General features: G+C 45.2%; 14 protein-coding genes. 6 read left to right on the top strand and 8 right to left on the bottom strand.

What is annotated here, in order from left to right:
* Window position 1 precedes the first annotated feature (1 nt).
* The 3 genes from V7R39_RS11770 to V7R39_RS11780 are packed head-to-tail and all read right to left on the bottom strand — an operon-like array spanning window position 2 to window position 3,948.
* Entirely contained in the window at window positions 2-1,567 is a 1,566-nt protein-coding gene (locus V7R39_RS11770) for a sugar porter family MFS transporter (RefSeq protein ID WP_334030855.1), read from the bottom strand.
* A gap of 1 nt (window position 1,568) precedes the next feature.
* The gene (locus tag V7R39_RS11775; protein WP_287010379.1) at window positions 1,569-2,570 is read right to left on the bottom strand and encodes a LacI family DNA-binding transcriptional regulator; all 1,002 of its coding nucleotides are present in this window, start codon (window positions 2,568-2,570) and stop codon (window positions 1,569-1,571) included.
* A gap of 25 nt (window positions 2,571-2,595) precedes the next feature.
* Window positions 2,596-3,948 carry a GH1 family beta-glucosidase gene (locus tag V7R39_RS11780; RefSeq protein WP_334030857.1) on the bottom strand — a complete coding sequence of 451 codons (1,353 nt, stop codon included), beginning with the start codon at window positions 3,946-3,948 and terminating at the stop codon, window positions 2,596-2,598.
* 204 nt (window positions 3,949-4,152) lie between these two features.
* On the opposite strand from V7R39_RS11780, the gene V7R39_RS11785 reads away from it, so the two are divergent.
* From V7R39_RS11785 to V7R39_RS11795, 3 genes are all read left to right on the top strand, one after another.
* Window positions 4,153-5,409, top strand: a complete 1,257-nt coding sequence (locus V7R39_RS11785) for a sugar MFS transporter (protein WP_438823539.1) — start codon at window positions 4,153-4,155, stop codon at window positions 5,407-5,409.
* A gap of 9 nt (window positions 5,410-5,418) precedes the next feature.
* A complete protein-coding gene (locus V7R39_RS11790) occupies window positions 5,419-7,998 on the top strand; it encodes a glycoside hydrolase family 3 protein (protein WP_334030858.1) in 2,580 nt (859 codons plus the stop codon).
* Between the two features lie 444 nt (window positions 7,999-8,442).
* Complete coding sequence (locus tag V7R39_RS11795; protein ID WP_334030859.1) at window positions 8,443-10,527, top strand: TonB-dependent receptor; 2,085 nt, start codon at window positions 8,443-8,445, stop codon at window positions 10,525-10,527.
* Between the two features lie 118 nt (window positions 10,528-10,645).
* Here the strand turns inward: V7R39_RS11795 and V7R39_RS11800 are convergent, their stop codons facing one another.
* The 3 genes from V7R39_RS11800 to V7R39_RS11810 form a co-directional block, all read right to left on the bottom strand.
* Window positions 10,646-13,606 (bottom strand): TonB-dependent receptor, encoded by a 2,961-nt coding sequence (locus V7R39_RS11800; protein WP_334030860.1) that lies wholly within the window; start codon window positions 13,604-13,606, stop codon window positions 10,646-10,648.
* Window positions 13,607-13,668: 62 nt separating this feature from the next.
* Window positions 13,669-16,350 (bottom strand): family 16 glycosylhydrolase, encoded by a 2,682-nt coding sequence (locus V7R39_RS11805; RefSeq protein WP_334030861.1) that lies wholly within the window; start codon window positions 16,348-16,350, stop codon window positions 13,669-13,671.
* Window positions 16,351-17,143: 793 nt separating this feature from the next.
* On the bottom strand, window positions 17,144-17,896 hold the full coding sequence (locus tag V7R39_RS11810; protein ID WP_334030862.1) for a sulfite exporter TauE/SafE family protein: 753 nt from the start codon (window positions 17,894-17,896) through the stop codon (window positions 17,144-17,146).
* A 317-nt stretch (window positions 17,897-18,213) separates the two neighbouring features.
* Between V7R39_RS11810 and V7R39_RS11815 the strand changes: the two genes are divergently transcribed.
* The 3 genes from V7R39_RS11815 (at window position 18,214) to V7R39_RS11825 (ending at window position 22,613) form a co-directional block, all read left to right on the top strand.
* Window positions 18,214-19,299 carry a methyl-accepting chemotaxis protein gene (locus tag V7R39_RS11815; protein WP_334030863.1) on the top strand — a complete coding sequence of 362 codons (1,086 nt, stop codon included), beginning with the start codon at window positions 18,214-18,216 and terminating at the stop codon, window positions 19,297-19,299.
* 64 nt (window positions 19,300-19,363) lie between these two features.
* Window positions 19,364-20,881 carry a sensor histidine kinase gene (locus V7R39_RS11820; RefSeq protein WP_334030864.1) on the top strand — a complete coding sequence of 506 codons (1,518 nt, stop codon included), beginning with the start codon at window positions 19,364-19,366 and terminating at the stop codon, window positions 20,879-20,881.
* Window positions 20,882-21,029: 148 nt separating this feature from the next.
* Window positions 21,030-22,613 (top strand): methyl-accepting chemotaxis protein, encoded by a 1,584-nt coding sequence (locus V7R39_RS11825; RefSeq protein WP_334030866.1) that lies wholly within the window; start codon window positions 21,030-21,032, stop codon window positions 22,611-22,613.
* 14 nt (window positions 22,614-22,627) lie between these two features.
* On the opposite strand, the gene V7R39_RS11830 is transcribed toward V7R39_RS11825, so the two are convergent.
* Window positions 22,628-24,055 (bottom strand): ABC transporter permease, encoded by a 1,428-nt coding sequence (locus V7R39_RS11830; RefSeq protein WP_334030868.1) that lies wholly within the window; start codon window positions 24,053-24,055, stop codon window positions 22,628-22,630.
* Window positions 24,049-24,828, bottom strand: coding sequence for an ABC transporter ATP-binding protein (locus V7R39_RS11835; RefSeq protein WP_334030870.1), 780 nt, complete (start codon window positions 24,826-24,828; stop codon window positions 24,049-24,051). The genes V7R39_RS11830 and V7R39_RS11835 overlap by 7 nt, the downstream gene beginning before the upstream one ends.
* Window positions 24,829-24,957 lie beyond the last annotated feature (129 nt).

Consider the following 24,957-nt stretch of genomic DNA (forward strand, 5'->3'; position numbering starts at 1 on the left):
TTTATCTAACCTCAAACGACGCGGTAATTTGCTCTAAGGTTTTCCCCTTAGTTTCAGGGAAGTATTTAACGACCAATACTAAGCTTATTAGGGCAAAAATACCGTAGGAGAAAAAGGTCGCCGCAGCGCCTAAATTCATTAATTCCCATGGAAAAATAAGCTGTACTAAAAAGCTGGTGAGTGAATTAATCACGCCCACAAGAGATATGGCAATAGCCCGGGTTTGATTAGGGAATATCTCCGCTAGCATGGCCCACATTACAGGGCCAAGAGATACAGCAAAAGACGCCACGAAGGCAATAATGCCAAATAGCACTAAGGGCGCGTTCATAGTAATACTGCTGTTGAGTATATTCTGCTGGTGGGTGTCATATTGAGCGGTAGTCAGTGTAGCTTGCAGACTCTGTTTAAAGGTGACATCTGAGTAGTACACCACATCTTTTATCTCTGTGAGCTTGGCAGCAAGCTGCTGGTCTGTTTGCTGAATTGCTGCAATATCGCTGCTGTCAATTTCATACACTGCCTGTTTAAAGCCGTAGGCACATACCGTCATGCTAATAGCAACACCGCAAAGGCCAATAACAAGCAGCGGCTTTCTGCCCCATTTATCGATGGTTAACATGGCAACCACGGTAAAAGCGACGTTCACCAGGCCAATCCAAACCGCTTGCATAAATGCGGCGTCGGTACCCACACCACTTTGTTCAAAAATAGTGGGGGCGTAAAAGAAAATGACGTTGATGCCGGTAATTTGTTGAGCAATGGCGATGGTAATACCAATAAACAATGGATAGCGCATCGATTTAACGGTGAGAGAGCTAAGACGTTCTTTTAATGACCAGCTCTTTTCTGACAGCGATGAGTAAATTTCATCAAGCTGCATTTTTGCTTCACATGGGTCGAAAAGCGTTGATATTGACTGCTTGGCTTCGTCGGTTTTTCCTTTCAGCATGAGCCAGCGAGGACTTTTAGGTACAAAGAAAAGCAGGGTAAACCAGAGCGCAGCGGGAAGGGTTTCAAGACCTAGCATGTAGCGCCAAGTATGGGTATCAATGCCAAGCTCTTGTACCCATGTCAATTCACTATTGCTGAGCTGCAAGAAATAATAGTTACTGAAGTAGGACAAGGCGAAGCCAAGCACGATATTCAGTTGGTTCACCGACACCATTTTGCCTCGGTGTTTAGCTGCGCTAATTTCAGAAATATAGACCGGTGCAATAATTAACGAGCAAAACGCAATACCGCCAATTAAGCGAGCAACAACCAACAGCACATAGTTTGGTGCCAATGCTGAGCAAATGGCCGAGATAAAATACAGTAGTGCAACAATAATAAGTGATTTACGTCTACCGATAGCGTCGCTTATTGCGCCTGCAAACAGCATGGCAAACAATGCGCCAAGGGTAGGAGAGCTTACAACAAAGCCCTGTTGCCAGTCGCTTAAGCCAAATTCAACGTCAATAAAGCCAATGGCGCCAGATATTACACTAGCGTCAAAGCCAAATATAAAGCCCCCAAGGGAGACGATAAGTGTGTAGTAAAGCGAGGTAGGCACATTTTTTATCATATTAACGTTTGCTCAGTGAATGTCTTTCAACGACTTCAGGCACAAACAAATGCTCAATAGCTTGGTTTATTTTGGTGTCGTAGACATTCTTAAGCACCCAGCGCGCTGCCATTTCGCCAAGGGATTGAATGGGGTTATTGATGGTGGTGAGCTTTGGGTACAAATAACGGGAAAACAGCACGTTATCGAATCCCACGATGGACAGATGCTGTGGAATTTCAAGCCCCGCCTCTCGTGCCGCTGTCATTGCGCCAGATGCCATTTCGTCGTTGGCGCAGATAAGGGCGGTAATATCAGGAAAGTGCTGTTTCAAATAATGCATGCCCTCTTGCCCGGAGGATTCATGAAAATCACCTTCAAAAATATGGTCATCTTTTGCTTCAATGCCTGCTTCAGTAAGCGCGCGTTTATGCCCAGCTAGGCGATCGCTCGCATCTTTTTTGAATTTGGGGCCGCTAATGTAACCTATCTCTTTGTGCCCCTGCTGTATTGCTGCTTGGGCGGCTAAATACCCCCCTTTTTCGTTATCAACAACAAAGCAATGATCATCCAGTCCGTCTACTTTTCGGTTAATAACCACAACGGGTAGGTCGGATTTGCACAAGGTCGTTAAGTATTCATCTGACACCGCTTCAGCATGCAGTATAAGGGCGTCGCACCGGCGACTTTTCAAAAACTCGATGGCGTCATGCTCACGTTTTTCATCCACGTGGCCGGCAGTAATAATAACGTGTTTACCATACTGCTTTAACGCCTGCTCTACGGTACTCATTAAGTCGCCGAAGTATGAACCGTGAAGTTCAGAAACTAATAGACCCACACTATTGGTTCTATTAGACGCTAAGGACTGTGCAATGGCATTTGGCTGATAGCCTAATTTAGCCATTGCGGTCTCAACTTTTTTACGGGTGCGGTCGCTTACTTTCGTGTTTCCATTCATAACGCGGGAAACGGTAGCAAGTGAAACGCCTGCTGCTTCTGAAACTTCGTATATCGTTGCCATGGTGTGGGGTGCTTATCCTTTTATCCTATCCCGCTAATGTAACATTAACTCTACTGTTGACCAGTTTTTGATAGGCAATACCACTTTGTTTTAAGGTTCTTTTTTGAGTACTGTAGTCTACATACACAATGCCAAATCGTTTTGTATAGCCAAGTGCCCACTCAAAATTATCCATCAGGCTCCACGCGAAATATCCTTTAATATCCACACCTGCCTTAACGGCATTGTGTACGGCGTTGAGATGGGAGTTGAAATAGTCAACGCGGTCGCTGTCAGCAACTTCACCCTCTACCATTTCATCATCCATGGCGGCGCCGTTTTCGGTAATGTAAATGGGTGGCAGTGAATATCGCTGGTGCAAATCTATTAACAGCTCAGTAAAGGCATCGGGGGTAATTTCCCAGCCCATGGCAGTTAAAGGCACATCCTCAGGTTCTTGTACGTCGAACCAACCATTCTCTGTGGATTTATATACGGTGCGCGTATAAAAGTTAATGCCCAAGAAATCTATCGGCTGGGAGATAATGTCCATGTCACCCTCGAGAATATCCGGCTGTTGCTCTACGGGCAGTTGGTCGTACACATCCGGGTAGGTGCCTTCAATAATAGGCTGTAAATACCAACGATTATGGTATTCATCGGCAAGCTTTGCGGCTAACTTATCGGCTGGTGATTCTGTGGCACTGTGACAAGTAGAAAAGTTAAGCACAATACCATTTAAGCTGTTAGGGCATTTCTCGCGAAGCACCTTCATACTCAGACCATGTGCTAACAGCAAATGGTGCGCCGACTTTCTGCCGTTGGCCACGCCGGTTTTGCCCGGTGCGTGAATACCGAGTTCGTAGCCTAGGTATGCAGAGCAAAATGGTTCGTTTAAGGTAGCGAAAGAATATACTTTATCACCTAACGCACTGGCTACTATGTCAGTGTAATGCGCAAAGGCTGTGGCGGTTTCTCTATTTAACCATCCGCCTTTTTCTTCTAAATACTGAGGAAGATCCCAGTGATACAGGGTGACGAATACTTTGATGTTGTGTTTTACTAACTCGTCAACCAAGTCAACGTAAAACTGCATGCCGATATGGTTGATAGTTCCATCGCTGTTAACCACCCTAGGCCATGAGATTGAGAGTCGATATGCATCAACTCCTAACCCTGCGATGAGTGCAACATCTTCCTGCCATTTTTCCACATGTTGACACGCAATATCACCATTGGAGTTGTCTTCAATGGTATTATTCTGTGAACAAAATGTGTCCCAAATTGAGTCTAGTCGCCCGCTTCTATCCCCCTCTATTTGAAAGCTTGAGGTGGCTACGCCGTATAAAAAGTCCTTTGATAACAGTAAGGAGTCAGCGGGCAGCGTTATGTTTGGCATTTTCTCATGTCCTAGGCTCAACAAACTTTGATTGTAGTTTGTTATTCATAAATCAAAAATAACATGATTTTTACATTGAATTCGGCAACGCTTCATGTAATTATTCACTAAAATGTAAGCGCTTACAAAGGGTTTGTATCTACATGTAAGCGCTTTCAAATGTTAATTTATCATTAATTACAAAAATAGCAATAGAGGTTATCAGTGGACATACCATCGCAAGCTGAATCGCAACCAATGAACAGTGCGGCGCCAAACGGTAATTATCGTTTTGCTCTCATTTCATTAACAACGTTATTTTTCATGTGGGGATTTATTACCTGCTTGAATGATATTCTTATTCCTTATTTGAAAGGTGCGTTTGACCTCACTTTTACACAAGCAATGCTTATCCAGTTTTGCTTTTTTAGTGCGTATTTTATTGTCTCGTTACCCGCTGGCGCAATCGTCTCTAGAATTGGTTACCAAAAAGGCATTGTATTGGGGCTTGGCATAGCCTGTTTGGGATGCATATTGTTCTATCCCGCTGCAGAGAGCCAAATATATGGTGTATTCCTGCTGGCCTTATTTGTGTTGGCATCCGGTATTACCATTTTGCAAGTATCAGCAAATCCGTATGTCACTGCGTTAGGCGACCCAAAAACCGCCTCCTCTCGCCTTACTATGACACAAGCATTTAATTCACTTGGCACCACGGTAGCGCCTTTTTTTGGCTCGTATTTAATGTACGGCGCAACAGGTGAGCACAACGCTGCCACCGCATCGGCCTCTGATGTTCAGATTCCTTACCTTATACTGGCAGCTTCATTGCTATTGCTTGCCCTCGTATTTTTGTATCTAAAGCTGCCTAAGCTTAATCACACCAGCAGTAATACCGGAATCTTCAAAGGTGGTGCGTGGCAGCACAAGCATCTCGTACTCGGGGCTGTCGGTATCTTTATGTACGTGGGCGCTGAAGTTGCTATTGGTAGTATGTTAGTTAACTACCTTGCCAGTCCCTCGGTTGCAGGTTTAACCGAAGCGAAAGCGTCTAAGTTATTGGCGTATTATTGGGGTGGCGCCATGGTAGGGCGCTTTATCGGTGCATTGATAATGCAAAAAGTGTCTGGTGGTATCGTATTGGCATTTAATTCAGCCATGGCTATCTTTCTCATTGTGCTATCAATATCGACCACGGGACCGCTTGCGTTGTGGACCGTACTTTGTGTCGGTCTGTTCAATTCAATTATGTTTCCTACCATCTTTAGTCTAGCACTTCAGCAGCTTGGTAAGGATACGCCACAGGGCTCAGGCATCTTATGTTTAGCCATTGTGGGCGGCGCTATCATCCCGTTATTCCAGGGTATGTTGGCAGATAGCATCGGAGTGACTATGTCATTCTTGCTACCGGCGTCTTGCTACCTGTATATCGCCTATTACGGTTTGATAGGCAGCCGCGTAACTCAACTGATAAAAGATTAAGGAATCACCATGCGAAATACATTACTCGCTTCAGTCATTGCTGGTGCTTTACTAAGTGGCTGCGCTGAATCTGAAAAAGACGTATCCATTAATAATGTTGATAGTGCTAACCAGAGCAGTTCGCTAAAAGCTAGCTCTGCTGTAAGCGGCGCGGCAGCAATATGGCCTAAGCTCGACATAGAAGTAAAACAAAACCCTGCTGTAGAAAAGCAAGTGTCAGACCTTTTATCGCAAATGACACTTGAGCAAAAAATAGCGCAGATGATCCAACCGGAAATTCGCAATATCACGGTTGAAGAAATGCGTCAGTATGGTTTCGGTTCGTATTTAAATGGGGGGGGTGCCTTTCCAAACAATGATAAGCACGCCACGCCGGATGATTGGGTTGCCCTAGCTGAAAAATTATACCAAGCGTCTATCGATGACAGCCTCGACGGCTCTGTAATTCCAACTATGTGGGGCACAGATGCAGTGCACGGTCACAACAATGTGATTGGCGCGACCTTGTTTCCTCATAACATTGGTTTAGGGGCTGCAAAAAACCCAGAATTGGTAGAAAAGATAGCCCACATTACAGCAAAAGAAGTCATGGCGACGGGTATCGATTGGGTGTTCGCGCCTACCGTGGCGGTAGTGAGAGATGACCGCTGGGGCCGAACTTATGAAAGTTATTCGGAAGACCCAGCCATTGTACGAGACTATGCGGCATCAGTAGTTAAAGGGCTGCAGGGCTCGGCTGATAAAGATTTTCTCAGTGACCAACGGGTCATCAGTACGGTAAAACACTTTGTAGGTGATGGCGGCACCGTTGGCGGCGACGATCAGGGTGACAATGTTGCTAGCGAACAAGCGTTGTTCGATATTCACGCTCAGGGCTATGTGGGTGGTTTAACCGCAGGCGCTCAATCGGTGATGGCGTCGTTTAACAGTTGGAATGGCGCAAAGCTTCACGGTCACAAATACCTACTAACCGATGTGTTAAAAGAGCAAATGGGTTTTGACGGCTTCGTCGTTGGAGACTGGAATGGCCACGGCCAGGTTAAAGGCTGCAGCAACGTTGACTGTGCACAAGCGGTTAACGCTGGCTTGGACATTTTTATGGTTCCTAGCGATTGGAAAGGGGTATATGAATCTACCTTAGCCCACGTTAAAGATGGCGTCATTCCCATGTCTCGCATTGATGATGCGGTACGCCGTATTTTGCGAGTAAAAGTGCGTGCGGGCTTGTTTGATAAACCGAGTCCTGCCAACCGCCCTTTATCTGGCGATCGTTCGCTTATCGGAAACGAAGCGCATCGTGAGGTAGCACGTCAAGCTGTTCGCGAGTCTCTTGTTTTGCTTAAGAACAAGCAGGGTATTCTTCCTTTATCGGGTGCTAAGCGCATAATAGTGGCTGGCGATGCAGCAGATAATATAGGCAAGCAGTCTGGCGGCTGGAGTATTACGTGGCAGGGAACGAACAATACTAACGCTGATTTTCCTGGCGGTACATCCATATACGACGGCATCAAGCGCCATGTAGAGGCTGCGGGTGGCGATGTGGTGCTGTCTGTTGATGGTGAAATTGCACAAGGCGGGAACACGCCAGATGTGGCAATTGTAGTATTTGGCGAAGAGCCTTATGCAGAAGGCCACGGTGACAGAGAGACGCTAATTTATCAGTACGGGACTAAAAAAGACCTAGCGCTTCTTGAGCGCTTCAAGTCACAGGGTATTCCCGTAGTGTCAGTCTTTATCAGCGGTCGCCCTATGTGGGTAAATGCAGAGCTTAACGCATCTGATGCCTTCGTGGCGGCTTGGCTGCCTGGTTCAGAGGGCGCGGCGGTGGCCGACGTGTTATTTGGCAAACAAGATTTCAAAGGTAAGCTTCCTTTTTCATGGCCTGCAACGCCACAGCAAATTGTAAATATTGGCGACGATAATTATGCGCCATTATTGCCATATGGGTTTGGCCTTACTTATGCTGACGACAACGTGCTAGCGGATAATTTGAACACCGAGGTCAGCATAAGCAGTGATAACAGTCAGTCTCTTGAAATATTAAACGGTGCCGTGCAGTCTCCTTGGGTGTTGTGGCTTTACTCTGGCGATGAGTCGCTTACGGTTAATGCGAGCACTCATAACGTAGGCGCAATTAACTATCGCACTGTAGATAAAGTCGTTCAGGAAGACGCCCGAAAAGTCACCTTTGATGGCAGTGAGTATGCCGCCATGCGTTTTGCAAGCAAAAGCTTCTTCCGCGAAGACTTAAGTGCCCAGTTACTTAATAAAGCTGCGCTTACGCTAAACATTAACCCCCATAGCACGGTTGAGGGCTCGCTCACCGTGGGAATGAATTGTGAAGGCGAGGGCGATAAGCCAGGTAGCTGTTCTGCACAGCTTGATATTAGTGAACAAGTGAACGCGTTAGAGCAAAACACATGGTCTTCACTCAGTATTGATTTACAATGTTTTGTGAATGCAGGTATCGACTTTACCGGCCTTGTGGTTCCGTTTGAGCTTGGCAGCTCAGGCAAGGCAAGTATAAGTGTTGCAGATATTCAGTTTACGCCTAATACCGCTGACTCGGCCGATGTAATGTGTAATTAATTAGTGGTTTCATAACGCGTGAAATGCGTACCTTTTGCATTTCACAATGAGTTACGATAAAGCTCATACATGATGAAGCTGTAAAACAATAAAGCCCTGAAATAATAAACGCCGCAAAAGTGATAATGCAGTGTCACGGTTTGCGGCGTTTTATTTTTGCGTGTTGCTGTAAATCACAGTATTGCAAATAGCATTGTTGTGTTGAAAGTGTAAAACCAATACTCAGCTGTACGCATTTCCATGGCGGTGATGAAAAAAAGTTCCCTTCACTGCTCGCAAATCGTCATTTTTTGATTTATCATCCCTTTCGAAATGGTAATAATTCCTATTTACATTAAAAGGCGCATTTATAGCGCCCATAGCGCACCAATAATAAAAAGGTTAAAGCCTAGCTGCGCAATAATCACACACGCTACACGTCGCTGACGTACATGGAGAACTATAGTGAAATTTAAGCTTACGACTATTGCTACAGCCGTAATGTTGAGCCCCGCCGCCTTTGGGGTTGCGATGGAAGATATTGAAAGACTTACGATTGAAGGTAAGTACCTGTCAGTAAATCAGTCAAATTCTATTAAAAGCCCAACACCTATCCTTGATGTACCACAAAGTTTATCTATTATGTCGGCAGAGGAAATTACTGCACGTGGTATCACCAGTATTGGGCAAATTATTGACTATACCCCTGGGGTTAACACTTCTCAGGGTGAAGGACACCGTGACGCTGTTGTGTTTCGTGGCGTGCGTTCAACCGCCGACTTTTATATAGACGGTAACCGTGACGACGTTCAGTATTACCGTGCACTGTATAATGTTGAGCAAGTGGAAATTTTACGTGGTCCGAATGCCTTATTATTTGGTCGTGGCGGCACGGGCGGTATTTTAAATCGCGTTTCTAAGAAAGCGACAATCGAACAGCAGTTTGTAAACTACAACGTATCTGCGAATACATTTGGCGCGTACAACTTACAGCTTGATACTAACATCGACACGGGTGAAGACTCTGCGGTAAGAATTAATGCTATGTACGAGAGCTTAGATAACCATCGTGATTTCTTTTACGGCGATCGTTACGGCTTTAACCCTACAGCACGCTTTCAGCTAAGCGACGATACAATCGTTGATTTGTCCTATGAGTATATCGACCACGAGCGTTTTATCGACCGTGGTGTTCCTACTGGTGCAAAAGGTGAGCCGGTAGAAGCGTTTGAAAATATTGTCTTTGGCGACCCGGAAAATAACTATCAAACGTTAGAAGCTGACGTGTTTCGCGCCAATATTCAACACAACTTTTCTGACAACTTAAAGGGTAACTTTAACGCCTTTTACGGTAACTACGACAAAGTGTATGCCAACTTCTACGCCGCTGACTTTGACCCAGAGACAAACGTTGCGACGCTTGATGGTTACATTGATGGCACTGAGCGTGAAAATCTTATTTTATCGGCAAACTTAGTCGGTGAGTTTGAAACGGGTAGCATTGGACACACGGTTATTTTTGGCGGTGAGTTTATTAATACTGAATCTGACCAAAATCGTTTAAACCCAGTTTTCGATTCAAATGGTGACGACCAGGAAGATTTCCTAGTTAGCCGCCCTTTAAACTTTAGAGGATTAACGGGTACTAATGCGGCTGGAAATACAGTTACTACTGCATTTTCAGATTTAAACGACGATACCCGCGTAGACTTAGACGTATATTCATTTTACGTACAAGACGAAATTGCCTTATCTGAAAACTTCGACCTTGTATTAGGTGCTCGTTTCGATAGCTTCGATATTGAAGTATTTGATGCACGCCCTGAGGTATTAGAAACCCGCAACCGTACCGATGAAGAAGTATCCCCTCGTGCAGGTTTGGTGTACAAGCCGCAAGAAAATATCTCAATTTATGCCAGCTACAGTGAGTCATTTTTACCACGCAGTGGTGAGCAATATGCCAATATTAACGGCGATGCTAATAGACTAGACCCTGATACGTTTACTAACCAAGAAATTGGTGTGAAGTGGGATTTTGCCGACAGCATGAGCTTTACAGCGGCGATATTTGAGAATGAGCAAACTTCATTAGATAACGATCCTAACGACCCTGAAGGCTTCATAGAAGTTGATTCTGACGTGTCAGGTTTTGAACTGCAGCTTCAAGGTTACATTACAGATAAGTGGTTTGTTACTGCCAACTACAGCAACTTAGACGGTGAAAATGCCAGTGGTGTTGAGCTTCGTGAACTTCCGGAAAACACCATGTCGGTTTGGACAACATATCAAGTAAGCGACGTGTTAGGCTTTGGCGTTGGCGCAACCTATCAAGATGAGAGTTTTGTGGTTACTGCTACCGATTCGCCAGTATTACCTAGCTACACGCGTGTAGATGCGTCAGCATACTACGAGCTACATAACGGCATGCGCTTACAGCTTAATGTGGAAAACTTAACTGACACATTATACTTCCCGAACGCGCACTCAAGACATCAAGCAACCGTTGGTGCGCCAATTAATGCAAGACTGTCTGTGATTGGTTCGTTCTAAAACAGACTGATTCAAGCTAATGAAAAAGGCCGCTTCATGTGAATGAAGCGGCCTTTTTAATAGGGTTCGTCTTAAAAGAGGCGCTTGTCTTAAAAGCCGCGCCCCGTGCTAAACACATTTAGAACGTATAACGAGCACCTAGCGTGTAACGCGGACCGTATTGGCGAGCAAACAAGAACTGCTCTTCAAAACGCCCATACCCACGTTCGGTTTCATCGTTAATGTTTATCCCTTCAAGAAATACCGTTAGGTGTTCATCAACGTCGTAGTTAATGCTTGCATCAACCTGTGCGTAAGTATCAAACTGAGTGGCGGGGTTATCTGATGAGCCCTGAGCTTGACCAATACCCACTACGTAGTCTGAACGCCATGCGTAAGTGACTTTCACAGACAAACCATTTTTCTCATAGAACACTTGGAAGTTTGCAGAGTCACTAATACCCACTAACGGGTCTTGCTCTTCAAGGTTATATGGGTCGTATTCAACGTCGCCGTCTACCAATGTGGCGTTTGCGCCAAAGCCAAAGCCGGTTTCACCGAAGGTATGTTGAACAGCAAGTTCAATACCTTCTACGGTTTTCGCATCACTAGAGTTACCAGGCTGGGTTGTACGCCATGTAATTAATGGGTCGTCTGCATTAGGCGTCACTACGCCATTTTCATCGGCAAATCCATTATCGACAAAGTAACCATAAATAGCGCTGTCAGTAGCCTGCGTGCCCGCTGCTTCAAGTGCATTTACCGCTTCATTCCAACGTGGGCCTAGGTAAATATCGTTAAGCCCTTCAAACTGACGGTCTTGACCGGTAGTGGTAATGTAGTTTTCTACTGACTTTCTGAATAGGCCCACTGACGCATAGCTTGCCTCGTCGTAGTACCATTCAAACGATAAGTCTAAGTTTGATGATTCAAATGGCAACAAGCTGGTGTTACCTGCTGAGGCCGTACGCGAACCAATTTTAGGGCTGCCGCTAAACGCTAGGCCGCCTTGCAATAGGCCGATAGGCGCGCGGGTAATTGATTTACCCCAAGAGAAACGGGCTACTACGTCATCGGTCACGTCAACTTTCACGTCAAACATAGGAAGCAATACGTCGTATTCGCCTGTGAAGTCCTGTACTTGCAGTTGGTCTTCAAACTGCGTGATCCACTCTGAAGCGGCTACCCAGTTAACTTGCTGTGGAACGCGAACTTCCGCAGAGCTTGGTACTTCAGTTTCCTCATAACGCACACCTGCGTTTATCTGTACGTAGTAGTCGCCAATTTCAAAATCCCACTCTGTTTGTACATAAATTGAATCTGTAATTTCTTCAACATTACTGACAGCAGGTGCACCCATGTAATAAGGGTCTGTAGAGTAGGCATTTGCTTCGCCCACGACATCTGATGTGATAAACGCTAATTGTCGAGCAATAGCTTCGTCAAAATCATAGGTGTAGTAATAGCCAGGGTTCATGTTAGCACCGCCGCTACTAAAGGCATCTAGGAAACCGCTAGTGTCGTTGCGTACGAACATGCTGTCTGGGAATATTTGCGTGAACGATGGGTTAAAGCCCGGGCCGCCACGCAGTCCGCTCCACGCAGTAAAGCCGCTAAGCGCTTGCTCTGTGCGCGCAACACCAAAGTCTACCTTCATTAATGGAATATCAAAGGCAGAGTTATACCAGGTGCCATCTAGCTGGAATTGCTCAATGTCAGAACGACCAGGTGAGTAAATGAACTGACTAAAGTTAGAGTCAATTTCGCCCGGTGCGACTTCGTTAGTGCCGTTATTCCAGTTTACAAATACTTGAGGAATGTCACCTTCGCGGTAATCATACACTTTTGACTGAAGCTGGTTTGAACCAAGAATGATTTGACCAGAGCTACCTAGTCCTTCGTCATATCCATTATCAATTTCGTTGTATGAATCGTGATAATCCACGGCAAAGTGCCAATCGTCGCTTACCGTCCAATCTAGATTAATACCGATTGAGCGAGCGTCTACACGGGTGGTATTTCTACTTGCAGTGAATGAAGCATCATCGCCACTAATATCAGCATAAACAGCCGTACCGTTAGCATCGAGTTCGTATTCATTGATGTTAGCACCAAAGTTATTCCAAATACCCCAACCCACAGTATTAGTGCCTGTGGTAGCGCGAGAGGCGGTGTAGTCTACTGTTGCTGTGAAATCATCAATGGGACGGAACTGGAACGTAACTTGTGCGTTTGAACGTTCGCGCTGTACATCGCTAATGCTGTAGTTCATATCTTTTGGAAAGAAGGCTGCATTGGTGATGTTAGAGCGGTTATCAACCACGTTTTCTGCATCTAATTCAGGTAACGCATCATTTTCTTGCAGCTGCCAACCTTGAATATTAGCGGCCTGCTGTTGAAAATCACGCTCTTGGTGAGAAAAAGACACACCAAAACCGAACATATCGTCTGCAAACGTGTTGCTATAAACACCGGCAACTTCTGGTGTTACATCGTCGCCTTCTTCGTTTGAGGTATCGTAGATACCTTTTACCGAAAATGATGCGCGCTGCCCAGATTGAGCAAGCGGCTTCATAGTAATGATGTTCACCGTTGCACCTAAACCACCACTTGGGTTCTCTGCGCGAGCGGTTTTTTGTAGCTCTAGCGTGTTTACACCTTCAGAAGAAAGATTAGACAAGTTAAATGAACGGGTGAAACCTGTGCCCGGCATTTGACGGCCATTAAGGGTAACTAAGTTAAATTCTGGGCCAAAACCACGCACAGTAATTTCGTTACCTTCGCCGTTGTTACGGCTAATGGTTACACCGGTAATGCGCTGGAGGGCTTCGGCTAAGTTAGTGTCGGGAAACTTACCCAGTTCTTCTGCCGATATGGCATCAACAACACCGCTAGAACTGCGCTTTAAATCCATAGAGCGGATCATAGAGCCGCGAATGCCGCTTACTTGAATAACTTCTACTTCGCCTTCTTCAGGCATTGCTGTCTCTGCTTCTTGCGCGTAGCTAGGCATGGCAAAAGTAGAGCCCAATAAAGTAGAGCCCAATAACAAAGCCATTGATGTGGCAAGCTGGGTCTTTTTAAAAGTTGTGTTTTTCATAATTGCCTACTAATTCTTATCAATTTGATTTGCCGCCAGGCTGCTGGCGGCAAATTGCTTTATTACTGAGCTGCTATTTCTACATTATCAACGCGGTATACAGCGCCGTTTCCTGTATCCCAAGTAGGGAACATCATAAGAACGTTGATTGCACTGATATCTAGACCTGCGTCATAAAGCGTTTGCAGCGGGAACGTATATGTCTGCCACTCGCCTTCAACAGGCTCTACACCTTCAAGGCTTGATGACATTGGCAGCTCTACTGCAGAAGACGCGCCGATAGACTCAATTTTAAATAACCACTGACCTGATGTATCAATAGGCATTGCGCTTACTTTCATTTCAAAGCGAACGACGCCCGTTGAAAGCAGTGCAGATGCGTCGTAAGACACCTCTTCATCAGCCAAAAAGCCCATCACAGTTGGTGTTTCACCAATTCTGAATTCAGCCACTGTACCGTGCTCAGCGTCGTCTACTTCTTCTGTTGGTGTTGAACCACCACAGCAATCCCAGATAGACCATTGCTCAGCTGCGGTGTCTGCGAAAATATTCAAGCCACCAGCAGGCGCCTCGCTGCCGCTGTCAGGGTGGAAGAACTTCGCATTATCAACACGGTATACCGCGCCTTCACCTGTACTCCACGCTGGGAATATCATGATGACGTCAATACCGCTTACATCTAAGCCGCGTGATTGAAGATCGGCAATGGAGAACGTGTAAGTCTGCCATTCACCTTCAACTGGGGCTTGACCTTCTGCGCTGTCGGTAAGTGGAAGCTCAACGGCAGTAGCAGCATCATTGGATTCAATTTTGAATACCCAAGTAGAGTCTGGGTTAGTTGGTGCGCTTACAACTCTCATTTCGAACTGCAGTAAACCACCATCAGTAAGTGCCGTGGCGTCAAATGGAGTAGCGCCGCCGCCATCAATTGAACGAGTGGTAAAGCCCATTACTGTTGGCTCTGCGCCTATACGGAATTCAGCAGTAAGACCGTGCTCTTCATCATCCATTTCTTCGGTTGGTGTTGAACCGCCACAGCAATCCCACATTGGCCAATTTGGATTTTGTCCATCTTCGAAGATAGTAAGCTCAGGGTATGACGCACCGCCTTCTTGTGAAATTTCAACGTTGGCCATGCGATATACTGCACCGCTGCCCGTATCCCATAGTGGGAATACCATGATTACGTCGATAGCACTGGTGTCTAGGCCTGCCTCTGCTAATACACTCAGTGGGAATTCGTACGACTCCCATACGCCTTGTAAAGGTGTGTCGCCTGCAACGTCAGCAGGTCCAACATAGCCATCCATCAAAGGAAGTTCAGCGAAAGTAGAGCCTTCAGAGCTTTCAACTTTAAACAACCACGACGTTGTTGCATTGTTTGGTAAGGCAACCGCTTTAAGGTCGAACTTAATGCTGCCTGTTTCTTCCATTGGTGACGCGTCAAACGGTGACGCTTGACCGTCAGGGTCGGTGATAAACGCTGAACGGCTAATGAAACCCATTACCGTTGGCGCATCGCCAATACTAAACTCAAATACCTGACCTTCATCTGCATCTTCAACAAGTGCGGGTGTAGAACCACCACAGCAATCCCATGCAGGCCAGTTTGGATTAGGTGTACCGTCAAAAATAGTCAGGTTTTGAGCTATTCCAGTAGAAGGTGGGGATGGAATGGGTGCTGCACCTTCAACTAATGCATCTTCAAGTGAGTCGTAACCTGGGCGAACGGTTTCGCATCCTTTACCTGTCATGGGGTCTGACCCACACTCGTACACGCGAACGTAGTCAACCTCTAGGCTTTGACCTTGTGCAAATGCGTCGGCATCGATACCGGTTTCATTGACAGACTCAGGCCATGCTCCACCAACAGCGAGGTTCAAAATAAGGTAAAACTCTTGGTCAAATGGTGCATTGTCCCAGTGTGTTGTTAGCTCGCCTGTGCCTTGTTCGAAGTATTCTGCATACCAGCCACGGTGTGAAAGACCCGTTGCTTCGCCTTTACTGTTTTCACGTACTTCAGAGCGACGCTGAGTGGCATACAGGTAACCATCCATATACCAACGAATTTCGCCTTCTTGCCATTCAATGGCATAAGTATGGAAATCGTCGGCAGGGTTAGCGCCATTAGGTAGTGAGTAAGCTTTTCCCGAGCTGTCGTTGTTCGGCCACTCTTGACCGTAGTGAAGTGTGCCGTAGATATGATTTTCAGGATTGCCGTCAATGTCTGCTGCTTTGAGGTTAACCGCTTCCATGATGTCGATTTCACCAGAGCGAGGCCATCCACCGTATACTTCATCTGTTGGCATCATCCAAAATGCTGGCCAAGAACCTTGTCCTTCCGGCATTTTTGCTCGCATTTCTATGCGACCGTATTTGAAATCACCTTTATAACGGGTATTCAGTCGCGCAGAAGTATAGGGCTTTGGTGCACCTTCTTCTGCTGGAAGCGCGACAATGTTTAACGTGCCGTCCTCGACAAAAGAGTTGCTTTCACTTTCTGTGTAGCACTGAGCTTCATTGTTGCCACCGCCGGCGCAATCTACTTCGTGAGTCCATTTGTTCTCATCAATGCTTGAACCGTCAAATTCGTCGCTCCATACAAGCTGCCAATCTGACACTGGTGCAGAGGCGTCTACCGCGTCTATATCAGTAGATGTGGTGGCACCGCCCCCACAGCCAAATAGGGTTGTGACTGACAACGCGGCAGCTACCCGCGTAATTTTAGATGCATGTTTAGTCATTGCTTTCAGCCTTGCTATAAATGTGTTGTTAAGTGTGTCGTAGAGTGTGTATTAACGACAGCCGCGATGGCTTTTGTGTTTTTGAAAGCGCTTACAAAATTAAGTGTGAAGATTTTGGAAGCGCTTACATTTTCCTAACACTAAGGGAGCGCAACGAAAAGATCAATCATCTTTTCAACTTTTTAACATTAAAACCATTCACGAATTACCATATCGATAACATTTATTGTAAATGCCATCGCTGTTTGGATAGAGCCTTTAACGGTAGGTTTTACAGGTTTCGTTGCTCTAAGAATATGAATTTAAACAATAAAAGTGGGTTTTAAACAACTCTGTGAAAAAGCACATAGACTGAAAACGAGTGAAGAGCGCAGGTTAAGTGATTGTGTTATCCCAGTTTTGTGAAAATTATGTTTATTATCACCATCACGAATAGACTAAGTGTTAACAATCCGTTTTTGGGTGAGTTAATTTGCAGTCTTTGTCAAAGATGGGTCGTGAAAATGTGTCTTTGAGACATTGGTTCATGAAATTAATCGACAATGGTGTTTTATATAAGGCGTAAGCAGAGCCTATAGTTAAAACAGCGAGTTGATGTTTAAGCTATGTTTTACTTTATAACCCCCGCTGTGAAAACACCTTTATTAGCCTAACTGTAAATGGAAAATTTCACTATGCACCATCATCATGGACATTCCCACTCAGACCATTTGCACTCAGGCCATTCCCATGACAATGCTCACGTGGAAATTGAGAATTAATGGCTACATCGATGAGAAAAACGAATATCGTTTTACAGCGTAATATTTTGAATGATAAGCAAGCTGCCGCTTAGGATGAGCATAAGTAGGGCCAGTAATTTTATGTGTTTTGCTGAGACCTTTGCCGCCAGCAAACGGCCAATACGGGTAAAGAGTAAAACGATGGGAATGGCAAAAAGAGTTGAAAGGACAATGTCGTAAGAGGGAAGCGTACCAAAGGGCACCACAATTAAGCGCATCAGCGACGTTAAGCAGAAAAAAGCGAGCAAGGTAATGCGTATCTCTGTAATTGACCATTGCTGTCTGTAGCATTGAAATACTACAGGGGGTCCAAACGTAGAAAAAAGCCCACCTAGTAGACCGCTCATTGCCCCTGCAACACCAAAACCCATTGAGGGTTCAGAGCGCTCTGCAGCGCTGCGTTTAATAACAAGCAGCCCACAGCACAGCAAAATTACGCTCCCTAGCATAATATTGAGCCAGTGGGACATAGACTGAGAGAGGTATTCCAGCAATATGTATCCTGCAGCCATAAATGGAATTGCAGTGACAAGCAGTATGTTGAATGCGCGTTTGTTCACATGATGAGTGTTTTTAAAGACCAAGCTAACAGAGTTAAATAAACTCAAAAAGCTCACTAAAAACGTTGTTGCAGTTAGCGGCATAATTTCCAGCAGGGTGAAGCTTGAGACAACAATTAAACCAAAGCCAAAACCACTGAGGGTTTGCAACAATGTGGCTACGCCAAGAAGCGCAAACGTTAAAAGAAGTGTCTCAATAACCATGTGAAAGGTTCACCAGTAAATGTAGTTGTCGATATAAAAATAGTGGCGTTGATAGCGATGCTAACCTTATTGACTATGTTAACGCGTTTCTGTGAACGAAAGGTGTAACTTATAAGTTTATGTATGCTATTCGCCGAAAAGAGCTGCAACTGCGTTAATCCCTTTCGCTCACGCATATTTTATTAAAGGGGTAGGTAAAACGGTCGATAATTTTAAGCACGGTTTTACACTCGTATTCGACTTCAGATTAATAGTCACATCTACGTATTTTCTGTTACTCTGAATAAAACGAATAACAATAATTTTCGGAAAAACATATGTTTGTTTCACGCGGTAAGTATGATGAGAAAGAGGCGTTGGCTAAGCAACTAGAAACGCGTCTGCAAGAAACCCTAGATAGAGTCGCAGTATTAGAAGCTGAAAATACGTCGCTGGCAAACGAAGTTGAACATTTACATGCAGCCTCTGCACAAATGAATGATTCTGTTTTGCTTAAATGCATTATCGATGCGCTTCAGCAAATTGATGGCATTCGAGAATCAGTGCTTGCTGCGTTTCACAATATTGATTCAGAAAATCAGTCTATTGCAGACATTGATAGCCTATTTACACACTCAGCATCGACGCTAAGCAATATCGTCAATGATATGAGTGGCTTGAATGTGCAGATGGGCAGTATGAGTGAGCGTATCTCTGGGCTTTCTACTACCGCTGACAATATTAATAAATTTGTTACTACTATCACCAGTATTTCAGATCAAACGAACTTACTTGCTCTTAACGCCGCTATTGAAGCAGCGCGAGCGGGCGATGCCGGTAGAGGATTTAGTGTTGTTGCTGATGAAGTAAGAGCCCTTGCCACTGAAACGAATAAGTCGGCTACCGAAGTATCTGAATTGGTTAATGGTATTATTCAAAGCACCGCAAAAGCGGTATCTGGCGTTAACGAGTTGCGCGGTAATAATGAAAACTTAGAAGCTGGCATTAATGAACTCAACGGCAGCTACGAGGGTATGGTGGCTCACTGTACCAGCATGAAGTCGACAATTACCAAAGGTTCTTTTAGTACGTTTATTCAAACCGTAAAGCTAGATCATGTGGTTTGGAAAGCAGATGTTTATGCTGTGCTGTGTGGTTACAGCGACAAATCCGTTGCACAATTGTCAGATCATTCAAGCTGTCGCCTGGGTCAGTGGTACAGAGAAAGTGCTAGCAGCAACATAGGTAAGACTGCAGCGTTTAGAGAGCTCGACACTCCCCATGCAGCAGTGCACCAAAGTGGTAAAGCGGCGATAGAAGCAAAATTGGCGGGTGATCAAACTAAATCTGATGCTAAGCTTATGGAAATGGAGCAAGCAAGTGGGCGAGTCATGCAACTTCTCGACACGCTAGCCGGTTATTAACGGTAAGAATGGCTATGTGGGTGCGCATGAGAAGCCACCCATTTAGATTTTAAGGTAGCTGATAGTGAGTGATGAGAGAGAGAGCATTGCAAGTCAAAAGATAAGCGAGCTTGAAGCACGTGTTAACTCATTGGAGCGACAGCTCAAACGCCAAAAGCTAGCGCGACAAAGTGCGGAAGCATTTTTGGAAACCTACTCTCAAGATGCTTATTTAGCCAATCAAGCGCTCAGGAAGTCCCTTCAGGCCTCCAAACAAAGAGAGCGTGAATTACTTTATTTGAGTCGCTCGGCCTCTCAACTTGGTGCTACAAGCACCGTGGCCTCTTTTATCTTCTCTGCATTAGAATCTGCCGTGGAGTTTTGTCAGGCAAGCTGTGGTAAAGCAATTATCGTTAAAAACGGCAATATGGTCGTGGGCGATGATGACAAAGTGCTTACCTCAGATAGTGGATGGGTAGAAGCACCGCAGCTTTCCACTCTTATTGTGAATGAATTACCGTTAACGCTGACAGAAAGTTATTCGCATTGGTGTGTCAATGCCGTAGAACGACCGGATGTAGAGTGTGAGGCCCGTGTTATTCATTTCATGCACCAGCTTTCAGATGACGAATTTGCTTGGCTAGCCCTTTTAACCGCTGATGACAACTTAGAGGAAGAAACCCTTTATATTCTAGACACCACAAAGCATTACTTAAATTTTGGTCTTCGTGATAAAGATAAATCTCATAGATTAAGTCACCAAGAAGCTGCCATATCTTCTATGGAAAAAGACAAAAAGCATTTAGAAGAAAGATTGAAAAGCGCTGATAAAATGGCCATGCTAGGTCAGCTTGCGGCGGGTATTGCTCATGAAATAAATAACCCAATAGGTTATGTAAGAAGTAATACGGCGGTAGCGAAAGATATATTTAATGACTACCAAAGCGCATTAGATCAAATTGGTGATTTGTGTCGCGATGCGGGCGGTCATATAGCAGAAACATTTCAAAAGTTAGAAAAGGATTTTTCCCTTAAAGATAGCGCAAAAGATATTGCGGAGATGTTTGACGAATCCTCAGAAGGTATTGAACGGATAATAGACATCGTGAAAGCCTTGCGAAGCTTCTCATACCCCAGTTCTGGAAAGCCTGCGGATATTAGCGCTACAGAAGCGATACAAACCGCAATTAAACTAACAAACAACCTGCATCGATATAAAAATAAGGTGTATTTCAATGCGCCTGAACACGATGTAATCTTTAAAGGCAATGCAGGGCAAATTCAGCAAGTATTGGTCAATTTTTTAACTAATGCCATTTACGCCACTGCAGAAGGCAAAAGCATTACGCTGAGTATTGAGGCAGACGAACCCAAAGTGCGCATCATTATAGAAGATGAGGGCGAGGGAATGCCCCCAGAAGTGCTCAACAAAGTTTTTACGCCTTTCTATACCACTAAACCGCCTGGCGATGGAACCGGACTTGGTATGTCAATCTCACTCACGATTGTCGAAGAACACGATGGAACGGTAGATATTTACAGTACTGAAGGTGTGGGTACCCGGGTTGTTGTCTCTCTTCCTCTTGCAGCAAAAAACAGCTAGGCAGTTGTGTTATATCCAAAAGCACGCTTTTATCTCTAAAGTTTCCTTTTTCCCAAACGTTAACTAATATTGAATAAGTTTTAGCTAAGTTTTGATTAAGCAGCGCATTGTTGTCTCTATGAATGCGCTTTTGTGGAGTTTGATATTAATGAGAAACAACCAGCCGATTACTCAAAAAGAGCACACATTTCCTCCGCATTTCAGACTGATATCCTCAACGGACAGACGCGGTATTATTCAGCATTGCAATGATGAGTTTGTAGAAGTAAGTGGATATGAGCGTGAAGAGTTAATTGGTAAAAATCACAATTTAATTCGCCACCCCGATATGCCACCCTCAGTATTTAAAGAAATGTGGGCAACCCTTGAGTCTGGACAATGCTGGCTTGGATTAGTCAAAAATAGACGTAAAAATGGCGATCACTATTGGGTGTCGGCATTTGTCACACCAGTTTATGATAAATCGACCATTGTGGGTTACGAGTCAGTGAGAGTGCCTGCACTTGCAGAGGAGGTTCAGCGTGCGACTGACATGTACGAGCGAATTCATGCGGGCAAATCTGCCACATCAGTGTCTCATCAAATAGCCCATCGCCTTGGTCACGTTTGGCCGTCAATATTAATTGGCCTTGTGGGGGTAGCATTGGTTTGGTTTACATCTAATATAATATCAGCGTCTATTTCACTTGTTGCATTGTTGGTGCTTATTGGGGCACAGGCAGCGAAAACGCGAAGTGAGTGGACAGAGTTTCTATCGTTAAGTCCTAAGAGCTACAGCAATGATATTGTGGCTCAGACATATTTTGCAGCCCCCCCTCATATTGCGCGGGCGAAGCTGGTTCTTGGCTGTGAACTTGCTCGAACACGAACTGCACTTACTCGAATAAAAGATGCATCTTCGGGGCTTGAAACTGTGTCGCGCACCACTCACACACAAGCAGAAAACACCAGTGCGGCTGTGGTGCAGCAAAATCAAGCTACTCAGCAAATAGCATCTGCGGTAACGCAAATGAGCCAGGCTATTCAGGAGGTTGCAGAGCGGGTAGAAAGCAATGCGAAGAGTGCGAAAACTGCGGCCATGAATGTGGATACGGGTAATGAAAAAGCTGAAGAGGCCATGCAGGCTATTGTGTCATTGCGAAAAGCTGTTGAATCAATATCAGAAACCGTGACTGAGTTAGCTCAGTCAACGAGCGATATTGGCGAGGCCGCCAATATTATTTCCGCTATCGCAGAACAAACAAACCTACTAGCGCTTAACGCGGCAATAGAAGCAGCGAGAGCGGGTGAACAAGGTCGAGGCTTCGCCGTGGTTGCCGATGAGGTCAGAACGCTTGCCTCACGTACTCGAGACTCTACCGATAGAATTCACAATATTATCACTGAGCTGGCTGAGCGTTCAGACCGTGCTGTGCGAGTATCTACCGATGGTTTAGCGTCGGCAGAGAGAGGCAGTTTTATAGTGGAAGAAACCCGCAGTGCATTATTTGAAATCAATAACGCGGTAAGCGGTATTGCAGACGCTACCGTGGAAATGTCATCGGCAGTTGAAGAGCAAAGCACAGTAGCTGAGCACATTAATCAACAGCTTGTCGATGTTGCAGACGGTGCTGATGAAACTCAGCGTTCTTCAGAGGCATCACTGGCCGCAAGCGATGAGTTACGTGAAACGGTTAATCGCGTTCACGAGCTTATTTTGCGCTTTAGCACCGACAAGCGTGTGGGAGAGTAGAAATAGCCCGCGTTTTATTGACTGGTTAATTCAGCGTGTAAGCCGCGTTTATACGCGGCATAGGCTGGGAAAAATGACACAATGTAAGTGCTTAGTAATACAAGTAAAACTATTGCTAAGCTGTTTGAAGACAGAAGAGTATCACTTAAAAATAAGCCAAACTCGGCGCTTAACCATGGCTTGAGTGCAGAGAGTAAGCCTGTTACTACTAGCATACTGACACCACACCCCGCTAGCGCAATAAGTAACGCCTCTAGCTGTATCAACATAAGAAGAGCGGCTGGGCTAGCGCCGATAGTGCGTAGTACAGCGATTTCTTGATAACGCTCTCGCATCGTTGCCAATAGCATGGTAGCAAGGCCGATAAGGGCTGACACGACGATGAGTGAAGACAACAGCAAAAGCAGTGCTTCCACATTTCCCATAATTTGCCATAACTCAGCAAGCGCCATGCCTGGCAATATGGCGAGTACGGGGTCTTTGCTTCGCTGATTGAGCTGATATTGCAACTGTAGAGCGGTTATGCGATTTTTAAGCCCCAGCATCACCGCAGACACTGATGAAACATTATTGTTTTCAATGTCCATCTCGCCCAAGCGCTGGCGTTCAGGTTTCTCTTTGTGGGAATGGGGGCTATTGTCACCTTCATACCTTGCTTCTTCATGTCCTGCTTCTTCGTGATTGGTTGTTTTATGCTCACCGTTATCGTAAACAGCAGCTTCACCGTCAGAATGTACGTGTGCCTGAGCGTGTAACTTTGACGGGCGTTGAATAGATTGGGATGGCTTCACTATGCTGGACGGACTAGCATGTACATGGGCTTTTTCAAGACCAATAAGCGTTACATACACCGCTTTATCAACAGGTGTGCCTGTTTTCTCTAACACACCGGTCACTGAAAAAGGAAAGCCGTCGTGCTGACGGAAGGACACATTTCCCAAGCCATGAGATATAACAATACTATCGTCAATGCGGTAACCTAAAGACTCTGCAACGTCAGCACCAATAACTGCTGCACCCACGTGGGCGAATGGGCCCCCTTCAGCAAATATCAAAGGCTGTTTATCGCCGTACTTAAAATGCTTAAAGTAAGCATTAGTGGTACCTATGACGCGATACCCGCTGTGTGTATCGCCAAGCGATAAGGGAATTAGCCAAGATACACGGGGGTCGTTGTTAAGCGAGCTAACGCTGTCCCAACTAATCCCCTTCGACGGTGTGGTTAAATTAAAGACAGACGACAGTAGTAAATTAAGCTGGCCGCTTGGCGCTCCTACAATCACATCAACGCCCGACACGGTGCGCGTGAAACTGTTTTTCACCTGGGAGCGAATAATGTCAACGCTCAGTAGTAAACTCACACTAATCACAATGCTCACTAACGTAAGAAGGGCAGTGTTCTTGCGGCGCTTTAAACTTTGTATCGCGATTGTGGTTAACAAGGTGATACGCCCCTAGAGGCAGTAGACACATCAGTGACTTTTTGATGATTCGGAGTAAATTGGTGCATACTCATATGTCTTGAGAAATACTTCTTTAAGTACGGGTCGTGACTGACAAAAACCAAGGCGCTGTTTTTGGAGAGTTTTTTTAGCACGTCCATGAAGCTATCTCTCGCTTTTGCATCAAGGGCTGATGTGGGCTCATCGACAATTAAAATATCAGGCGTGTTAATGAGTGCGCGGGCAATGGCAACGCGCTGCTGTTGACCCACGCTTAGGGTGTCTGCTTTCGCATTTAACAGTTGGTTTGGTAGCTGTAAGTCGTTAAGTAGCGTCAATATACGCTCATCAAGCGCCTTGTCCTTTATATTCGCACCGGCGAAATAGAGAGCCGCCTTAATATTCTGTTTAACAGACAGGTATGGAATGAGATTAAACTGCTGAAATACAACGCCAATATTGTTAGCGCGAAATCGATCCCGCTGCTTATTGGTAAGAGTAGAAAACGGCTGTTCTAAAAGCGATATTGCACCGCTGTTAGGGGTCAGTGTGCCGCTTAGCAAGTTTAAAAAAGTGCTTTTGCCGCTGCCCGATGGGCCGGAAAGAAAAACATGCTCCCCACGGTATAAATGCCACTGCTCTATTTCAATAAAAGGGCGGGCTTTTTCACTATCAGCAGCGTTGTGAGAAAAGCTAACGTTATCTATAGCAATGGCTGTGCTATAAGAACCGTTTGTCTTTGCGCTTTCTGATGTGCCAACGCCTGCTTTCACGCTCACTCCTGACTACTATCTCAATTTTCATTTTTCTATAATATCGAATAACGAAGTGACTTACATGTCTAGATGTTCAGCCCGTTATACTAACCAACAATTGAGATAGTGGTCATAACAAGCAAGCCT

Origin of the sequence: Alteromonas sp. P256 (assembly GCF_036864455.1) — a bacterium.
Classification (GTDB): Bacteria; Pseudomonadota; Gammaproteobacteria; order Enterobacterales; family Alteromonadaceae; genus Alteromonas.